12 protein-coding genes are annotated in these 19,705 nt (G+C 38.0%); 3 read left to right on the forward strand and 9 right to left on the reverse strand.

Annotated elements, in window-relative coordinates:
- Positions 1-20: 20 nt before the first annotated feature.
- On the reverse strand, positions 21-7,493 hold the full coding sequence (locus tag CQ058_RS08690) for a DUF7507 domain-containing protein (RefSeq protein WP_002192736.1): 7,473 nt from the start codon (positions 7,491-7,493) through the stop codon (positions 21-23).
- Between the two features lie 117 nt (positions 7,494-7,610).
- On the opposite strand from CQ058_RS08690, the gene CQ058_RS08695 reads away from it, so the two are divergent.
- Entirely contained in the window at positions 7,611-8,360 is a 750-nt protein-coding gene (locus CQ058_RS08695; RefSeq protein ID WP_002128461.1) for a (S)-benzoin forming benzil reductase, read from the forward strand.
- 35 nt (positions 8,361-8,395) lie between these two features.
- On the opposite strand, the gene CQ058_RS08700 is transcribed toward CQ058_RS08695, so the two are convergent.
- The 6 genes from CQ058_RS08700 to CQ058_RS08725 form a co-directional block, all read right to left on the reverse strand.
- On the reverse strand, positions 8,396-9,229 hold the full coding sequence (locus CQ058_RS08700; RefSeq protein ID WP_033728132.1) for a GNAT family N-acetyltransferase: 834 nt from the start codon (positions 9,227-9,229) through the stop codon (positions 8,396-8,398).
- A gap of 66 nt (positions 9,230-9,295) precedes the next feature.
- Positions 9,296-10,804 (reverse strand): argininosuccinate lyase, encoded by a 1,509-nt coding sequence (gene argH / locus CQ058_RS08705; protein ID WP_002190346.1) that lies wholly within the window; start codon positions 10,802-10,804, stop codon positions 9,296-9,298.
- A gap of 101 nt (positions 10,805-10,905) precedes the next feature.
- Positions 10,906-12,015 (reverse strand): serine hydrolase, encoded by a 1,110-nt coding sequence (locus CQ058_RS08710; RefSeq protein ID WP_002128464.1) that lies wholly within the window; start codon positions 12,013-12,015, stop codon positions 10,906-10,908.
- Between the two features lie 117 nt (positions 12,016-12,132).
- Positions 12,133-13,065, reverse strand: coding sequence for a nucleoside hydrolase (locus CQ058_RS08715; RefSeq protein ID WP_033733030.1), 933 nt, complete (start codon positions 13,063-13,065; stop codon positions 12,133-12,135).
- A 134-nt stretch (positions 13,066-13,199) separates the two neighbouring features.
- Positions 13,200-14,633 (reverse strand): sodium/pantothenate symporter, encoded by a 1,434-nt coding sequence (gene panF / locus CQ058_RS08720; protein ID WP_002190349.1) that lies wholly within the window; start codon positions 14,631-14,633, stop codon positions 13,200-13,202.
- A gap of 3 nt (positions 14,634-14,636) precedes the next feature.
- Positions 14,637-14,915 carry a YhdT family protein gene (locus CQ058_RS08725; protein ID WP_002014357.1) on the reverse strand — a complete coding sequence of 93 codons (279 nt, stop codon included), beginning with the start codon at positions 14,913-14,915 and terminating at the stop codon, positions 14,637-14,639.
- A gap of 272 nt (positions 14,916-15,187) precedes the next feature.
- On the opposite strand from CQ058_RS08725, the gene dhaS reads away from it, so the two are divergent.
- The gene (gene dhaS, locus CQ058_RS08730) at positions 15,188-16,672 is read left to right on the forward strand and encodes an aldehyde dehydrogenase DhaS (RefSeq protein ID WP_002190350.1); all 1,485 of its coding nucleotides are present in this window, start codon (positions 15,188-15,190) and stop codon (positions 16,670-16,672) included.
- 50 nt (positions 16,673-16,722) lie between these two features.
- Here the strand turns inward: dhaS and fabG are convergent, their stop codons facing one another.
- On the reverse strand, positions 16,723-17,463 hold the full coding sequence (gene fabG / locus CQ058_RS08735; protein ID WP_002190352.1) for a 3-oxoacyl-ACP reductase FabG: 741 nt from the start codon (positions 17,461-17,463) through the stop codon (positions 16,723-16,725).
- Between the two features lie 133 nt (positions 17,464-17,596).
- Between fabG and CQ058_RS08740 the strand changes: the two genes are divergently transcribed.
- Positions 17,597-17,746 carry a YfhD family protein gene (locus tag CQ058_RS08740; protein ID WP_002128468.1) on the forward strand — a complete coding sequence of 50 codons (150 nt, stop codon included), beginning with the start codon at positions 17,597-17,599 and terminating at the stop codon, positions 17,744-17,746.
- A 74-nt stretch (positions 17,747-17,820) separates the two neighbouring features.
- Here CQ058_RS08740 and CQ058_RS08745 read toward each other — a convergent pair whose 3' ends face one another.
- Complete coding sequence (locus CQ058_RS08745; protein WP_002185204.1) at positions 17,821-19,674, reverse strand: terpene cyclase/mutase family protein; 1,854 nt, start codon at positions 19,672-19,674, stop codon at positions 17,821-17,823.
- Between the last annotated feature and the right edge of the window lie 31 nt (positions 19,675-19,705).

The following is a 19,705-nucleotide window of genomic DNA, read 5'->3' on the forward strand; positions in this document are numbered from 1 at the left end:
TCAGGATGCTCTTTTTGTGTTTATTTTTTATTTATTCGCAACTGATTACACGGAGAACAGTGAAATGGAATTTTGTCTAAACAATTAAAGTTTGTTTCACAAATTTGTTCTATAGTTGGAACAAATGGAATGACAACTATGTTACTATCTATTATTTGTGTAACAGGTGGCAATACTGTGCCTACTTGATGTTCGAAGCGAATACTCGCTTGATTAATATAATTTCCTGAACCACTTGGTGCACTCTGAACTGTTACTTGGAACGAAACTGTCCGTGCTTCACCTGGATTTAAACTTCCTATAAGAAACCCTGATACTGGGCTTACATTTGGCACTGGCGTATTATCAACAGTTACACTTCCAGGAACAAATCGAAAACTACTATCTAACATATCTTGAAAACGAATATTTTGTATCGCTGTATCCCCCGTATTCGTAATAACTGTCGTAAACGTAATAACATCTCCAATTGTTGCTGATTGAAGATCTGCCGTTTTTACGACTGTTGTTGAAACATTTTGAGGAATAAACGGGATAACAACTGTATTACTATCGCCTTCAACTACTACTGGCGGCTCATTAGGATTTACAGTTGCAAGCCCATTCGCTGTAGCTGTATTTGTTACTAAGTTATTTATTTGCCCTCCTGTTATTACAACTTGGAAATTAATAATTGCTGCATCATTCGGCTGAAAATCACCTAAAAGGATACCGGTATTCGGATTGGCAAATGGAAAAGGTACATCATTTACCGTTACCGTGCCATTTATAAATAACGTATTTGGGTCAATGATGTCTGTTAAAATAATATTCGTCACAGGAACTGTACTATCATTTATAACAGCAATTCCGTAAGTGACAACATCTCCTACCATTGCTACTTCAAAGTTTGCTCCTTTTGCAACAAATAAGATTGCAGTATTTACCGTTACAATAACTGTATTACTCGTGTCCATCACTGTAACTGGCGGTTCCCCTGGTACTAAAATATATTCTGCCGATGCCCCAGCAACGTTCACTACTGTACCACCATCTGGAAAACTTGTAATTGTAGCTTCATATGTTACTATCGCCGTCTCACCGACTGGAATGTCTAAAATCGTAAATCCAACCTGCGGATTTACTCCTGGACGTGCTACTCCATTTACCGTTACACTATTTGGTACAAAAGCCGCTTCCGGAGATAACACATCAATAAATTGAACATTCATTGCATCAGCCGTACCAGTATTTAATATGCGAACACGGTACGTTACCGTTTCTCCTACTCCAACAATTGAATGATCTACTTCTTTCAGCATATCTAAACTGCCTCTATTTACTGGTGTGACTGTCGTATTACTTGAATTCGTAATTGTAAACGGTGGTTCTCCTGGAATCAATTCAAAATCTCCAGTTACTCTCACTGTATTCATAATGCTACTAGAAGGCGGAATTACGATTACATTTACTTCAAATGTGATTAGTATGCTATCTCCTACTGCAAGATCCGGTAATGAAAAGCCTACAAAAGGATCTAAACCTACTTGTGGAATCCCATTTATCTGTACACTCCCTGGAACGAATTCTAAACTAGGTGATGGAACGTCAATAAATTGCACATTTGTCGCTGTTACCGTTCCTGTATTTGTAACTTGCACACTATACGTTAACGTATCTCCTAATCGTGTCGCCTGTTTGTTGACAGTTTTTATAACATTGAATCGCCCTCTATTTACCCTTGTTATTGTCGTATTACTCGGCTCTGTTACTACAACTGGTGGTTCTCCTGGTACTAAAGTAAAACTTCCTGTTATATTTGCAACATTCGTTATCGTTCCTGAAGATGGAATATTTGTCACTATCGCTTGGAACGTCACTATAGTCGTATTGCCAACAAGTATATCGCCAATTCCAAACCCAGTAATCGGATTCAAACCAGGTTGCAGAGTTCCATTTACCGTTACACTATTTGGTACAAATGACGCTCCTGCTGAAATCGTATCAATAAACTGAACATCGTTAGCTGTTACTGTTCCTGTATTCGTTATTTGCACTGTATACGTTAATACATCTCCAACTAAGGTAGCAGCTCTATTGACTTGTTTAATAACATTAAAGCGTCCTCTATTTACAGTTGTGAGCGTTGTGTTACTTGGCTGATTTACTATAACTGGTGGTTCTCCTGGTACTAATATAAAGCTTCCAGTAACATTTGCCGTATTGGCAATTGTTCCGTTTGATGGAACACTAACAACGGTTACTTGGAATGTGACTTCTACACTTCCCCCTGAATTTATATCTGGAAGTGGGAATCCATTATTAGGATTGAACCCAGGTTGTATCACACCACCTATCGTTACACTATTCGGCACGAATGCTATAGAGGAAGGTAATACATCACTATATTGAATATTCGTCGCTGTCACTGTCCCTGTATTTTGAACTACTGTCGTATATGTGATTGTATCGCCTACTGCAACAATTGGCTCACTTACTGATTTTAAAACATTCAAACCAGGTTCATTTATTTCGGTTAATGTCGTGTTACTTGTCGTTGTTTCAGTAATAGGCGGCTCTGTTTCACTTACAGCAAATGTAGCCGTAACATCTACAAAGTTAACAACTGTTCCACCTTCTGGTATGCTCGTTACCATCTCTTGATATGTGACAAGTACAAAATCATCTACAGGTATATCTGGAACTGTAAAACCGATAAAAGGATCTAATCCTGGTGCTGGTACCCCGTTTATGCTCACACTTCCTGGTACAAATGCTACACCCGCGGAAGTAGTATCTATAAATTGAACATTCGTCGCTGCCACTGTTCCAAAATTAAAAATCAATACATCATACGTTAAAATTTCTCCTACAGTCGCTACTTCTTTATCTACTAGTTTTAACGGAAAAATAAACGCTATATTAATTGTCGTAACGACTAAATTTGTTAATATCGTTTCCGTAATCGGTGGTTCCTGCGGATTTGGTTGTGAAGTAAATGTAACGTCTGCATCATTTAATATGACTTCATTATCTGGAATTTCTGTAATCGTCACTCGGAACGTTACCTCAATACTTCCACCATTAATTAATAATGGAGTAACTGTAAATCCTATTTCTGGATTTAAACCAAGTTGCTGCACCCCACCTATCGTTACACTATCTTCTACAAATGTCGTTCCTTCTGGTATGACATCTTGGAAGAACACATCTGTAACAGGTATAATTCCTATGTTTGAAATTAGCACGGTATACGTTAATACATCCCCAACCGCTCCAGTTGCAACGTCAACTGTTTTGGTTGCTGTTACTTCACCAGGAGGAGGTAACGGTATCGTAACTACTGTCGTATTACTTGAATTTGTCGTTGTTACAGGGGGCTGTAAAGGATTTAATAAAAAAGTGGCCGTAGCAGCTGCCGTGTTTAGTACGGCTCCACGCGTGGATGGCGCAACTACTGTTACTTGGAACGCTACAGTCAATGATGTGCCAGCAGCTATATTAGGAAGCGTAAAACCTATATTTGGATCAAATCCAGGTTGAGGAGTTCCATTTATCGTTACACTATTTGCTACAAATGTTGTTTCTGGAGCAATTGGATCAATGAAAGAGACATTCGTTGCTGTTACCGTTCCATTATTTCTAATGACAACAGAATACGTGTAGATTTCTCCAAGTGCCGCTTGTTGTACAGATGAAGATTTTTGTATATTTAACTGTGCTGTGTTTACTTGCGTCACGACGAAATTGCTATTCGTAACAGTCGTTATTGGAGGATTAGCTGGATTTATAAGAAAACTTGCAGTAACGTTTGATTGGTTTCTAATATTTCCACCACTCGGGACACTCGTCACTATAACTTGAAACGTAACTGTAACGGTTTGCCCAACTGGAATATTCGGAACTGGAAAACCTACCACAGGGTCTGCACCTTGCTGAACAACTCCATTTATCGTGACACTATTCGCTACAAACGCAGTTCCAACAGGAATCGGATCTTGAAAAATAATATTTGTTGCAGGAACAGTTCCTGTATTTTGAATAAGAATCGTATACGTTAACGTATCTCCTACACCTGCTTGCGGTGTGTTTACACTCTTTATTACATTAATTGATCCTACATTCACTCGCGTCACAACAATATTACTAATCGTTACAATTGTAATTGGTGGCTGGAGAGGACTTACTTGGAAATCCGCAGTTACATTCGCATTATTCGGAAGAACTCTATTTGGTGGTACACTCGTGATCGTCACTTGAAAAGTAACTGTTACCATCCCTCCTACTGGAATATTAGCAAGTGGAAATCCAGTTGTTGGGTTTAAACCGGGTTGAGATATCCCGTTTATTGTTACACTATTCGCAACAAACGTTGTTCCAGATGGAATTGGATCAAGGAATGACACATTTGTCGCTGCTACCGTTCCACTATTTTGTATACGAACTGTATACGTTAACGTATCTCCTACTCCTGCTTCAGTAGCGCTTACGCTCTTCATTACATTTAACCCTGAAGAATTCACCACTGTCATAATAGTATTACTTGGTACTGTTACAGTAATCGGTGGCTCTGTTGGATTTACAAGGAAATCTCCAGTTACATTCGCATTATTTACGACATTATTTCCTTGGGGAATTTCATCAATTAATACTTCAAACGTAACAATTACACTCGCGCCAGTAGGCAAATTATTTAATGGGAATCCAAGTTCTGGATCTGCCCCTTCTTGTAAAACACCATTAACAAATACACTGTTTTCAATAAATAATGTCCCTTGTGGAATTGAATCTTGGAAAAATACATTTGTAGCTGGTACACTACCTGCATTTATGACTTCGATTGTATATACTAAAACATCCCCTACCGTTGCAACATCCGTATTGACTGATTTCACAATTTCAAAATTCCCTGATTGTACAGTTGTATTCACAATGTTACTAGGAACATTAATTGTTACTGGCGGTTCGCTCGGATTCACTTGAAAACTTGCTGTTACATTTGCTTGATTTAAAATATCTTCATTTGGCGGATCCTGCTCAATTAATACTTCAAATGTAACTACAACTGTCTGAGCCGCAGAGATATTCGGAAGAGAAAATCCTGAATTTGGATTTAGTCCACTTTGTGGTGTTCCATTAATTGTTACAGAGTTTGCAACGAAAGAAACCGCTGAAGAAGTAGTGTCTTGGAAAAATACATTTGTTAACGGAACGTTACCTGTATTTTGGACGGCAATCGTGTATGTTAAAGTATCACCTACTGCCGCTTGAGCTGTATTTACTTCTTTTATTACATTTAAACCACCTGTATTAACTTGTGTTACAACGGTATTCGTTTGCCTATTAATCGTTACTGGCGGTTGATTCGGAATAACGACGAAATTAGCAGCTACATTACCGCGATTCGCAATCGTGCCTCCTGATGGGGTAGATGTAACTCGTACTTGAAAAGTCACCGTTCTACTTCCACCTGGAGATATATTCGCTACCGTAAACCCAGTCGCTGGATTTGCCCCAGGTTGCGAAACTCCATCAACAGTTACACTATTTGGTATAAAAGTCGTTCCAATTGGGGTTGGATCTTGAAAAATAACGTTCGTCGCCAGTACATTTCCTGTATTTTCAATTATAACGGTATACGTAAGAACGTCATTAATTGTCGCAAAAGCTCTATCTACTGTTTTTCTCGTTCTTATATCGGCTATATTTATTGTAGTAAATACTGTATTACTTGTCGCTTGGCCTGAAACCGGTTGTTGACCAGGAACCGGAATAAAGTTAAACGTTGCACTTGCACGGTTCGGAATTGGATTTACAAGAGGATTAGATGTCACTCGAACTTGAAAGCGTACTACAGTCGTTTGCGAAGCATTAATACTTCCAAGATTAATACTACTTGCTGGATTCGCTCCTGGTCGAGCTACTCCATTTACCGTAACACTATTTGTTACAAACGTTGTTCCAGCAGGTATACTATCAACAAAAATCACATTATTTGCAGCGACATTCCCATTATTCGTCACATTAACTGTGTACGTTAATACATCATTAAGTGTTGCCGTCTGTAAATCTACAGATTTTTGCAAACTTACATTTGCGCGATTTACCGTCGTCTGTACTGTATTTGAAGAAGCTGTACTTGTGATAGGAGGACTTCCAACAAAAGGACGGAATTGGTATGACACCATTGCACGATTTGGAATAGGGTTTGGGTTCGGGAACGATGTTATTCGAACTTGAAATGTAACAATTCTTTGCGTGTTATTTGGGATTGTACCTAAATTAATTCCATTCGCTGGATTCGCACTCGGTTGTGTTACTCCACCTACCGTTACACTACCAGCTACAAATGTCGTTCCGTTCGGAATACTATCTTGTAATACAACGTTTTCTGCACTTCCTGTTCCTGTGTTCGGGACCGTAATCGTATAGGTGAGAGTATCCCCTACCCCTGCAACTGTTCTATTAACCGATTTAACAGGATTAATGATTGGACCTGTCGCATCAATTTGAACACCAAAACCAGCTGCAGCGTATCCATCTCCATTTGTGACAAAGCGAACAGTTGCTGACGTTTGATTGTTTACTAAAGAAGATGAGGCATCTACATTCGTAATATCCCACCCTTGTCTTCGGACCGCTAAAGCGATTCCTAACGGCTGATTCAAATCTCCAAATGTGCCGCTCGTATCTAGATTGCCACTATCATTACAAATTTGTGATTGAAAGAAATTATTCGCGGGGTTTCTCGGACCGAATAATGCGACTGTAGCATTTGCATTCGGTCCAAAGCGAAGCTGATCTCCAACAATGTTAGAATCACCTTCTTGAGCAGTTACGAGCACTCTTCCTGTAACAGCTCCTGTTGCCGGAGTAGCAAACCCTGAAATAGTAGCATCAACTGGCGGGGATGAAGCATCGATAATCTCTTGACCTGCATATACTGACAAATTCCGAAGTGGTAAACTTGCATTTTGATAAACTACCTCAAGCGTCCAGCCAGCTGAACGACTGATTGTTGGATCAGCTGAAGTTCTTGCAGCTGGCACGGCACCTGTTGTATATGTGCCTGCCCCACCTGTATTAACAAGATTCGTTACATTAGCAGAGCGAACATAATAAAACTGGTTCCCAACTGAACCTTGCTGCGCAGTTGCAGGATCTGGTGCAACAGAAAATGTTCCTGCTGGTGTTGTAAATGAAATATTATCATTTAAAAATGCTGTAACATCCTCTGTATCGGTCCGGTATGTGCCGGCCCATACTAGTTCTGCGTATAAAACACTACTCCCTGCTGGAAGGTTCAAAATTGCACTTGAAGAATTTAATGGCCAGTCATTCGTTGTTCCTGCCGGGAATCCAGGCACTTGAAGCGATGTATTTATCGTTGTAAACACATCAATCGTGCCGAAGTTATTGTTTGGTGCAGGTGATGTAGGACTTAGTCCCAACGTGTTCCCAGTGAACGTGACAGCACCAGTTACTGTTGTTGTAAAACGATTCATAAAAGGCACACAATCATCTCATTTCATTTATAGTAAAAAGTGCTCTATACTATAAAATGTAGACAAACTATATAATGTACGTTGTCCAACAAAATTCCACATATATGGAGAGGAGTTTACTATACTATGCGCTACGTTATCGTAACAGGAACTTCACAAGGTTTAGGTGAGGCAATCGCCGTGCAATTGTTAGAAGAAAATACAACCGTTATCTCTATTTCTAGGAGAGAAAATAAACAGCTTGCAAAACTCGCAGAGCAAAACGACAGCAATTATATTTTCCATTCCATAGATCTTCAAGATGTACATAATTTAGAAACTCATTTTAACGAAGTCTTTTCATCTATTCAAAAAGACAATGTCTCATCGATTCATTTAATTAATAATGCAGGAACACTTGCACCAATGAAACCTATTGAAAAGTCAGAAAGTGAACAATTCATTACGAACGTTCATATTAATTTAATCGCACCAATGATTCTTACTTCCACTTTCATGAAACATACGAAAGACTGGAAAGTAGAAAAACGCATTATAAATATTTCATCTGGAGCAGGAAAAAATCCTTATTTCGGATGGGGAGCTTATTGTACAACGAAAGCCGGTGTAAATATGTTTACACAGTGCGTAGCTACTGAAGAAGTGGAGAAAGAATATCCTGTAAAAACTGTCGCTTTCGCACCCGGTGTTGTTGATACAAATATGCAAGCACAAATTCGTGAAACAAATAAGGAAGACTTTATTAACTTAGATCGATTCACCGCATTAAAAGAAGAAGGAAAGCTGCTGTCACCTGAATATGTTGCGAAAGCTATTCGTAACTTACTAGAAACTGAGAATTTCCCGCAGGGTGAAGTAATTCGAATTGATGAATAACAAAGAGGCACGCTATAATAGCGTGCCTTTTCATTCTATTTCTCTAAAAATATAAGTACAGACTCCATAATCTTCTCATAACCAATTTCTTGATAAATTTTATTTGATGTCGGATTTTCCAGGTCCGTATATAATGTCGTTGTTTTGTAGCCTTCATCTAACATACGTTGACTAAGTGCAGCGACACAACTAGATGCGTACCCTTTTTTCCGAGCTTCTTTCGGTGTATATACAAAATTAACTGTTATATTGTTTGTAGTCGGTCTCGTTTTTGCAGCTACAGAAACAATCTTCCCGTCTACTTCTAAACCAAATAGACGACGATTAGTAATTAATGTATGAGCAGTTTGTTTCGCTTCTTCTTTCGTAGTAGGAAGCTTCACATCTTCGCAAAATTGATATATCCACTGCTCTATTAATGTTAGCTCATCACTACTTACTTCTCGAAAGATTCCATCTCCGTTCCACTTTTTCTTTACTTGTTTTAATTCATATATACCTTGCTCCATTGCAACATTAGTTTTCTTATTCTCTAACACTGCAATCTCTTCCGCTAATTTCTGTACGATTTTTTTATTACCAATCAATCCAGGAATATGTGGATATACTTTCGTTAACTCTTTTGCAAGTTCCTTAATAGCTACTGCCGAAATCTCAGACGTAGCAACAATTATTTGTTTCTTTTCTTCTGTTTGAAGAAATACACCTGCAATTTCTTCCTCTTGTTTTGCTACTCCTATAAATATCGGTTCTTGGACCATTTGTAATACACCTAATATGAGATTATTTTCCTGCTCATTCTTCTCTAAAAATGGTGTAACCTCTTCTTTAAAATTAAGAATCTCTTCATATACATGTAATTGAATCATCGACAATCTCTTCCCTCGATTTATATTTAAATTAAGTATTGGCGATTAATTCATTAAATCCCTCTTTTACGATTCAATAATGTTCGAAGCTAACGTATTCAAATCATTTTCAGCTTGTAAAATTCTTTGTTTTTCCTTTTCAAATACCTCTTCTTCTTTTTGAAATGACTCTTTTCGATTTTTAATCATACGCTCCATCTCTTTTTTACTCGGTCCACCATATACATTTCTTTTTTGAATAAAAGCTTCTGGTGATATAATTTCTTTCCACTCTTCTTCTAATAAATTTACTTTCAAATTTTCTTGTAAGTATACATTTATGTCTTTGAAATTTAATTCATGTAACTCCTTTTTCTGCTCCAATGACATATTCGCAATCGCACTTGCTGCATGATGTGCATGCCGAAATGGTATTTCATAGTTTTTTGTTAAAACATCTGCGAAATCTGTAATCGTAATCGCGTGTTTATATGAACGACTTTTTAACGTTTCCTCTTCTACTTTCATCGTTCGAATAACTGCGTTCATCATACAAAAAACACGAATCGCCTTTTCGATTCCTTTATATAAATACGGCTGCAAGTCATCCTCCGTATCGACAATATCGCCAAATGGTGTATTATGAATCATTTGAAATACAGTAAATGCTTCCCCTAAAGCACTACTCGTAATAGCACGGGCATGTTCTATTGAAACAGGATTTCGTTTTTGCGGCATAATACTACTTATTTGCACATATGGCTTCGCTACAGTAATCCCATCATATTCTTTCGTCGCTAATAGTAAAAAATCATGAATCCATCTACTCGTATTCGTCATAATAACCATTAGTAACGAGCTAACTTCTAATAAATAATCTGCTCCAGCAACAGCATCATATGAGTTCTCAATTACATTTGTAAACCCAAGTAACTGTGCCACTCGTTTTCTCTTAATTGGGAAGCTTGTTGTAGAAAGCGCAGCTGCCCCCATTGGAGAATGATTTAAAAGATGATACGCTTTTTTCATTCTTTCTAAATCTCGTTGCATCGTATCATGAATTGCCAAAATATAATGACCAAATGTTGTCGGCTGCGCCGGTTGTGTATGTGTATACGCGGGCATAATTGTTTCCATATGTTCACCGGCGAGCTCCAGCATACTTTCTTGCAGCAATAAATGATGTTCCATTAACCGCAATACAAATTGCCGTAAACTCATGCGATACATCGTTACACCCATATCATTTCTACTTCTACCGATATGCATATTACTTACAAATTCACACTTTGCTTCTTGAGAAAGCAAATGTTCAACTAAGAAAAAAAGATCTTCATGTTGCTCTTTATATAGCAACTTCTCCTTTGGAATCCCCTCTACTTTTTTAAGTGCGATTAATATAACTTTCGCTTCTTCTCTTTTCATTAACTTCTCTTCAGTTAACATAGTAATATGTGCCCTATGCACTTGAAACATATCTTTTAATAAATAATTACGCTGAAAATTAAATACGTGCTGTAATACACAATCTACATATGTTTTCCCAGGGAAATCAGCGCCTTCATTCTTAATAAACTCTTCTTTACTCTGTTTCATCACCTTTTCCCCTTTCGCCTAAGTGTTACTACCCATCATACCCAAGGATGGTGAAAAAGTGCTTGTACATAAAAATAAACTCGGCGCTCATAGCACCGAGTTTATTTAATAAAAGTCGCATCATACTTATCACTTTGCAACACTTGAAAGTGTAGATTTGCTAAATGTTTACGTATTTCAGCACTGTCATCTTCATTTAAATTATTTGCCAAGAAAACAATTTCTGTACAGTTTCCGCGTTTATCCATTGCATAAACTGCTTTTGTTACCGTCCATGGTGTATAACCATTCTTTTGTCCAGCATGCCTGAATGTTTTACGATATTTCTTTGCGCTCATATCTGTTTCAACGATATTCGCCCACACTTTTTCTTCCGCTTCTGTAAGACCACCTTGATGATTTGCCTTTTGAAGCAGTACCATATAATCGTTAGCGGAAGCAGCCGGCAATCTATCCGACCAAATTTTGTCGTAACGTTCCTCTAAATACAGAGGAATTTCCTTCTGTAATAATGGTCCCTTCTTTTTTAAGCGTTCATGAATAATCATAGCATATTCACGATATTGCTCTTGAGACATTTCTTTTAACTTTTTCTCTATTTTATATTTTGGAACATGTAATTCTTTATGCAAATATCCCGGAATGTATAAAGATGAAACAATCGGAAATAGCGGTTGATGTGCAGGAAGTGCTAAACTTTGTAAATTCCGATTAATATTGTCTAATCCTAATACCTCCATTAAATATTCAGTATTTGCATTAGAACTAAACTTAACCATTCCTTTTGCAACTTCTTCTAAAGAAACCGCTCCTTCAGTTATCTTTTCTTTTTTTTGCAAATAATTTTGCCATCTATCTTGTGCACCACCATCTGTACCTGGCACATAATAACGATTCACATCATTAATTGAAACGAAACTAGACGGATCGATTTTCCCCTCTGTAACTTGTTTCGTATATTCAAGCGCCACAATTAACTTCATCGTACTAGCAACTGGCAATACAACATCCGGATTTACAGAATACACGACTTTATCATTTCTTTTTATTAAAAGTGCACTATTCTTTTCATCTTTATGTTCTTCAATAAAGGATGCTATGTACTGCGCATCATCATTATTTGAACTCCACACTTTTTTCACTAAAAAGTTACCTGATATCAGCAAAACAAAAATACCCACAATCACTGCGCATACTATAGTTTTTTTCAAGTAAAATTCCTCTCCTATTGTGTAACTCTTCTCTATTTATCTCTTAAAAACAAAATAATGGAGATGATTATTTAAACAATCATCTCCATTATTTTAACTTGTATGCTACTATTATGTCTACGTCATAATTTTCACAAAATCCTCTAGAAACTTTTTATAATGTAAAGACCAGCCAATTTTAACCCAATTTTTCAACGCTTTTGCTTCAGGTTGCGGGCGAAAATCAGCGATACTTTCCCCTTTCGCAACTCCAACCGTATCTACATCAACACGACGATACACGTAATCTAAAAGAGATGGATTTGCCGCTACCATCATCGTTACTACATCATGCACTGGGCTCCCTGTTATTTTAGGATTCAGATTTTTATAAGCTTTATAATAATAATCGAAAATCGGTTCTATTAATTTCTTGAAATTCGTTTTAGAATGTTTCGTAATGTATTTCACCATCTCCGGTGTAATAATCGCTTCTGATGTAACGTTAAGCGGTATTAATGTCACATTTTTCGCATTTTGCATAACTAATTGTGATGCAATTGGGTCACCATGAAAATTGGCTTCCGCGACCGGTGTAACATTTCCGGGCATTAAAAAAGCTCCGCCCATTATATAATATTCTTTCACATACTTCATCATTGGTTTTTCTAAAATAAATGCCGTCGCTAATGTTGTTGATCTGCCGGCATCAACAATTATTAGTTCTCCTTTATATTTTTCAATGATATCGAAAAATGCACAAAAAGGTTTAATATTGGGAGAAAAATTTTTAGGAGGCTTAATAGGTCCCAAACCGTCTACCCCATGAATTTCCGGATAATATGTTACAAAATCCCCAGATAAAGGAATTTTCGCTCCATTAATAACAGGTATATCTTCCCGGCTCGCCATTTGCAATAAATACGCCGCATTACTCGTCGCCTTTTCCTGCGTTACATTCCCATATCCTGTTACTACTCCAACAATATCAATATCAGGATGCAATAATCCATACATAATTGCTAAAGAGTCATCAATTCCTGGGTCTCCTAAAAATAATATTTTTTTCATAGACCTCAACTCCATCCCATCAATTGTTATTACTTTATGAATACATGACGGAATACAGAATGAAAAAGATAAATTTTGTATAAACAAAAAACGTAGGAACTTCATATTAGAAGTTCCTACGTTTTTCTATATTTTTATGCTACTTTTTTCATCGTAACCATACTACCAATTATATAAGAGATAAATGCAAAGCAAATCGGGAAAACAACTGTATGTATACCGAATGGATTAGGGTAGCAAAGGTGAATAAACATATAGGAACCTACTCCAACTAAAATAGATGCGAGAGCTCCAGTTGCATTTCCTTTTTTCCAATATAAACCTAACACAATCGGCCAAATGAACGCTGCTTCTAAACCACCGAAAGAAAATAAATTTAACCAAATTAAAAAGTCTGGCGGCTTAATAGCGGCAGCATATACGAGTAATCCTACGATACCAGTAATCAATAGGCTACCTTTCTTTATCGTACTATCCGCGGCATCTTTATTTATGTAGTTCACATATATATCTTTAATAATTGACGAACTTACAAGTAATAATAATGAGTTCACAGTAGACATTATCGCTGCCATTGGTGCAGCTAAGAAAACTCCAGCTAACCAAGGTGGCAACACTTCCATTGCGAGTAGCGGCATTACTTTATCTGGTACCGTTATGCCTGGAAGGACTACTCTTGCAAACACACCTGTTAAATGCATACCAATCATAATTGTACCGACGACAACCGTTCCAATGATTAATGCTTGGTGCATAGCTTTTGAATTTTTATAAGACATAGCACGCACACTAATTTGCGGTAATCCCACGACACCAATCCCAATTAAAATCCAAAATGATGTGACATATGATTTCGTTAAACTTCCATCCGCTCCGAACGGTGTTATTAGATTCGGATTAATTTGAATAAGTTCCTGCATAATCTTTTCAACTCCGCCACCAGCAATGACAGTAGCAATTAAAATGATTGTTGTTCCGACTAACATAATGATTCCTAATAACGTATCTGATAAAGCGACTGCACGAAATCCACCAATTAACACATACACAAGTACAGAAAATGTAAATAAAAATAGTGCCGTTGTGTAGGAAAGTCCTGTTAGCGACTCAATTAATCGTCCGCCGCCAACCCACTGGGCTACTGTTGCTGAGAACAAAAAGATTATAATACATAACGCAGAAAGAACAACTACCGCTTTATTATTGTATCTGCCCTTTAAATAATCAATAAGCGTAATTGCTTCCATCTTTCTAGCGATAATAGCAAACTTTTTACCAATAACCGTTAAAACGATATATCCTGTTACAACTTGAATCGCTGATAACAGCACCCATCCAAGACCCATATTGTAAGCAATACCAGGCCCGCCGATAAAGCTACTTGCACTACCGTACGTAGCAATCATCGTCATAGCTAATAATAAGCCACCAAGTTCACGCCCACCAAGAAAATATTCTTGTAAAAATTTATTATTAGCGGTTGCTTGTACACGTCTTGATGCATATACACCAATTAAAAACACAATGATAAAAGAAATTATCATTGGGATTATTACATACCAATTCATCTATCATTCCTCACTTTTTTCTTCCTCATCGAGTGAAATATCTTGAAATAAAAAACGAACAACTAAAATAAGCAAAATAACCATTACGATAAATCCAACGATACAGCTATAAAAAAACCATGCTGGAAAACCTAATACATATGTATATTCACTCGGATCCTTACTTCCAAGCCCATAAGCAAATCCATACCATATTATAAAATTAATAATAGCTAATCCAAGACCAATTAACGCTTCTCTATGGGCAACTCGAAAGCGCGGATCATCATGATAATTCTTCATTTTCCCCCTCCTCTCACGATGTATAATTGTACCACTGTTTTTCTAGTTTTTCCTACTAGAAAACAAAAACGCGCAGGATTTTTTGTAATTATATAGAATACAATGTTTCATTACATATTTTTTACAATTGTAACGGAAATGAAATTTGAATTTTCAGCATTTTTTATTTATGATTTTAAGTAGAGGCTTTTCATCTAGTTCCCACATCCTTGATTTCGGAATAAACGCCGTCTCGTACTGCGTTTAAATTATATTTTCAAGGGGGTTATACAATGAGTCAACTAGCTGTAAATCTTCATGAAAAGGTAGAGAAATTTCTTCAGGGCACAAAGAAACTATATGTGAACGGAGCGTTCATTGAAAGCGCTTCCGGAAAAACATTTAAAACTCCTAACCCAGCAAATGGTGAAACACTCGCTATCGTTGCTGAAGCTGGTCGCGAAGACATTCATAAAGCTGTGGTAGCTGCTCGAATGGCTTTCGATGAAGGTCCTTGGTCACGCATGAGCACTGCTGAACGCAGCCGTCTTATGTACAAGCTCGCTGATTTAATGGAAGAGCATAAAGAAGAGCTCGCACAGCTCGAAACGTTAGATAACGGAAAGCCAATCCGTGAAACAATGGCGGCAGACATACCACTTGCAATTGAGCATATGCGCTATTATGCTGGCTGGGCGACGAAAATTGTTGGTCAAACAATTCCTGTTTCCGGTGATTACTTTAACTATACACGCCATGAGGCTGTTGGTGTCGTCGGTCAAATTATCCCTTGGAACTTCCCACTTCTTATGGCAATGTGGAAAATGGGAGCTGCGCTTGCTACAGGATGTACAATCGTTTTAAAACCTGCAGAACAAACTCCACTATCCGCTCTATACTTAGCTGAATTAATTGAAGAAGCTGGATTCCCGAAAGGTGTTATTAATATCGTTCCTGGATTCGGTGAATCAGCTGGACAAGCACTTGTTAATCATCCACTCGTTGATAAAATTGCATTTACTGGTTCTACTCCAGTCGGTAAACAAATTATGCGACAAGCATCTGAATCATTGAAACGTGTTACTTTAGAGCTTGGCGGTAAATCACCGAACATTATTTTACCAGACGCCGACTTATCTCGCGCGATTCCTGGTGCACTTTCTGGTGTTATGTTTAACCAAGGACAAGTATGCTCTGCTGGATCACGCTTATTTATCCCAAAGAAAATGTATGATAATGTCATGGCTGATCTCGTCCTCTATTCTAAAAAACTAAATCAAGGTGCCGGTCTTAACCCTGAAACAACAATCGGTCCTCTCGTTTCCGAAGAACAACAAAAACGTGTAATGAGCTACATTGAAAAAGGGATTGAAGAAGGCGCTGAAGTACTTTGCGGAGGAAGTAATCCATTCGATCAAGGCTACTTCGTTTCTCCTACAGTATTCGCTGACGTAAATGACGAAATGACGATCGCAAAAGAAGAAATTTTCGGTCCAGTTATTTCTGCAATACCTTTTAACGATATTGATGAAGTGATTGAACGTGCAAATAAATCACAATTCGGCTTAGCGGCTGGTGTGTGGACAGAAAATGTTAAAACAGCACACTATGTTGCAAGTAAAGTACGTGCTGGTACTGTATGGGTAAACTGTTATAACGTCTTTGATGCAGCATCTCCATTTGGAGGATTTAAACAATCCGGTCTTGGCCGCGAAATGGGATCTTACGCGCTGAACAACTATACAGAAGTGAAGAGCGTTTGGATTAACTTAAATTAACGAGAAAGAACCTGACCTACTCGGTCAGGTTCTTTTCATTATGTATTCATTTACACTTGCAACCCACCGCTCACATTTAATACCTCTCCTGTAATGTAAGACGCATACTCTGATGCTAAAAAGGCAGCTGCGTTTGCAATATCTTCCGGCGTTCCGATTCTTCCAACTGGAATCGCTCCAACCATTTTCTCTCTTACTTTATCCGGTATTGTTTTTGTCATATCAGTATCCATAAATCCTGGACAAATCGCATTACACGTAATACCAAAACTTCCAACCTCTTTCGCTGCTGTTTTTGTTAAACCTACAACCCCTGCTTTTGTAGCCGCATAATTTGCTTGTCCAATATTTCCTTCCCTACTAATAGAAGAAATATTAATAATCCGCCCATACCCTTGTTGCCTCATATAAAGAAGCGCTGGCTGCATACAGTAAAAAACGCCAGTTAAGTTCACTTGTAATACTTGTTCCCAAGCTGATTTCTCCATCTTATGTAACATTGCATCTTTTGTAATTCCAGCGTTATTCACTAAAATATGTAATGTACCAAATTTTTGCACCGCATATTCAATTAACGACTTCGCTTCATTTTGATTACTCACATCACATCGATATAAACTCACATCATACCCTTCATCTGATAATTCACGTGTCGTTTTTTGTAGCTTCTCTTCATTTACATCACTAATTAATACTTTGGCCCCTAGTTTTGCAAAAACTCGTGCGATTTCTTTTCCAATCCCCTGCGCAGCACCCGTTACAACAGCTGTTTTCCCATTCAACAAGTCCATCCCTATCCCCCATTTCTATTAGTTATATTGTATATTTCGGCTCTATGCTTTCCAAATCCTCTTTGTATAAAAAAGTCTATTTGTGTCAAACTAACTTTGCAACGCCGCATAAAACACAAGGAGATTGTTTCGAATGAAAAAAAAGAATGTAGATCGAAACAAAGCTGCCGATGGCATTGATGTTGAGTTCGCTCGCGAACTCGCTGACCACAATGACTTAGAAGCAAACGCACGTGCAAATGCCGCTGATGCACGTCAAAAACGCCAATCAACAGAAAAATAAGGAACTACAACGTTCCTTATTCTTTTCAACAGGGACCTACTACCCATCAAAATAAACCGAGAGTATCTCTCGGTTTATTTTCTATATTTCTTTACGTAGTGCGCTAAAGCAAGTAACGGATATATATGTCCATAACTATGATAGCGAATATAAAAGCCCCCCGGTAACCCTGTACCAGTAGGATATTTTTCATTCATAGTAGACTGCGCGAGCAAATATGAAATTCCTTTTCGAATAATCGGTGTTTCTTGATCGTAGTAAGAAATGAGTGCATCAAGTGCCCACGCTGTTTGTGACGGCGTACTAAAAGGTAAAGAAATAAATTTTTTCTCTACACTACTTTGACAGGATTCTCCCCACCCTCCGTCTTCATGCTGCAAATGTTCGAGCCATGAAGCGGCTTTTTTCAACGCTGGATGAGTAGAAGGCACTCCTAATGCACGTAAGCCTGTCATCGTTGCCCATGTCCCATATATATAACATATCCCCCATTTTCCATACCATGATCCATTCTGTTCCTGTACATCCATTAACCATTTGATAGCTTTCTTTTTTTGCTCTTCAAGCAACTCATTCGGTGCATACGTTCCGAATAATTCTAACACCCTACCTGTAATATCTGGTGTGGACGGATCGGTTATCATATCACTCGCATTTTCAATCGGCAAATTCGATAGTAACTTGCTCGTTACCCCTCGTTCAAAAGCTCCCCAGCCCCCATCATTGTTTTGCAATCCTTTCACCCATTCCACGCCTCTTCCCCACGCATCATCTACTCTATCATTCCCTCTACTTCGCGCTAACGCTCTAAGGGCAGCTGTAGTATCGTCTATATCAGGGATCGTCGTATTAACATCTGAAAATCCCCAACCGCCAGCTACAAGTGATGATGCATGTACGCTCCAATCTACCTTTTTAGTTTGTTGTTTTTGCAATAAATACTCCGTCGCCCTTTGAATCATCTTATTTTCATTTGTAACTTTAGCTTCTTGCAATGAATAGCTAAGTAAAGCGGTATCCCATACGGTAGAAGGAGAATTTTGCAAATGACTTCCTCTGTCCATCTTCCATATATAAGATTTTAATCCTGTCACAGCTTTCTCAATAATTGGAGACTGAATAGAGTGTCCTAATGCAAGCAAAGCATAAATCATATAAAACGTAGCACTGGCGTAACTATATAATGTTCCATTTTCATCTATACGCTCCTTCATAAAGCGCTCTACTTCTTCGTATCCTTTATGATGTAACGATAATGGATAAGATATTACCTTTTTCACATCACCTAAAAACGATTGAAACAGCGGAGACCGCTCCTCTCGAAACCATTGCCCACCCCCGCCTGCAATATGATTTAAATTTGGCAATAACTTTTTCTCTACACGGAATCTCTTATTCATACAAATCATCATCGGAATTAAATGTATACGCGCTGAGCTGCTTAGCCCAAATATACTGAGGGGGGAGTCATCTTGTAAAAATAAGATTGGCGTTGGAAAGTGAAAAAGCGCAGGAAATTCATATTCTCCATGAATCGCTAATAAAAATTTCGTCATAAAATGAGCACGAGAAACTCCCCCGTGTTCCTTAATAAACATTTCAGCTCGCCTCATATTCATAGCTTCTTTCGAATATCTTTCCGAAGCAAGTAAAGCAGCATATGCTTGAATCGTCGCGGATAAATTCCCTCCCTTTTCATCTTCGTATAATTTCCAAGTCCCTTCATTTGTTTGAAGAGATACTAACCTTTTCACAAACGGTTCTATTTCGTCATTTCGCCCTAATAATTTGAGTAAAAAAATCATGTGACAATCCGTTAGCAAAGCTCCTTCAAAACAAAATTGCCACGTTCCGTCTTGCCTTTGCATCGTTTGAAGTGCAGTCGTTCTCCGCTCTATCTCCTCATGCACTTTGTCATATAGTAGCACACCGCTCACCCACCCTTTCTAAGTCCGTATA

The organism is Bacillus sp. MYb56, from assembly GCF_002976445.1.
Classification (GTDB): Bacteria; Bacillota; Bacilli; order Bacillales; family Bacillaceae_G; genus Bacillus_A; species Bacillus_A mycoides.

Bases quoted from the DNA above. Each gene is read 5' to 3' on its own strand.
- panF (WP_002190349.1), bottom strand. From the start codon at position 14,633: ATGAATTGGTATGTAATAATCCCAATGATAATTTCTTTTATCATTGTG.
- CQ058_RS08695 (WP_002128461.1), top strand. From the start codon at position 7,611: ATGCGCTACGTTATCGTAACAGGAACTTCACAAGGTTTAGGTGAGGCA.
- CQ058_RS08740 (WP_002128468.1), top strand. From the start codon at position 17,597: ATGAAAAAAAAGAATGTAGATCGAAACAAAGCTGCCGATGGCATTGAT.
- CQ058_RS08715 (WP_033733030.1), bottom strand. From the start codon at position 13,065: ATGAAAAAAATATTATTTTTAGGAGACCCAGGAATTGATGACTCTTTA.
- fabG (WP_002190352.1), bottom strand. From the start codon at position 17,463: ATGGACTTGTTGAATGGGAAAACAGCTGTTGTAACGGGTGCTGCGCAG.
- argH (WP_002190346.1), bottom strand. From the start codon at position 10,804: ATGAAACAGAGTAAAGAAGAGTTTATTAAGAATGAAGGCGCTGATTTC.
- dhaS (WP_002190350.1), top strand. From the start codon at position 15,188: ATGAGTCAACTAGCTGTAAATCTTCATGAAAAGGTAGAGAAATTTCTT.
- CQ058_RS08725 (WP_002014357.1), bottom strand. From the start codon at position 14,915: ATGAAGAATTATCATGATGATCCGCGCTTTCGAGTTGCCCATAGAGAA.
- CQ058_RS08700 (WP_033728132.1), bottom strand. From the start codon at position 9,229: ATGATTCAATTACATGTATATGAAGAGATTCTTAATTTTAAAGAAGAG.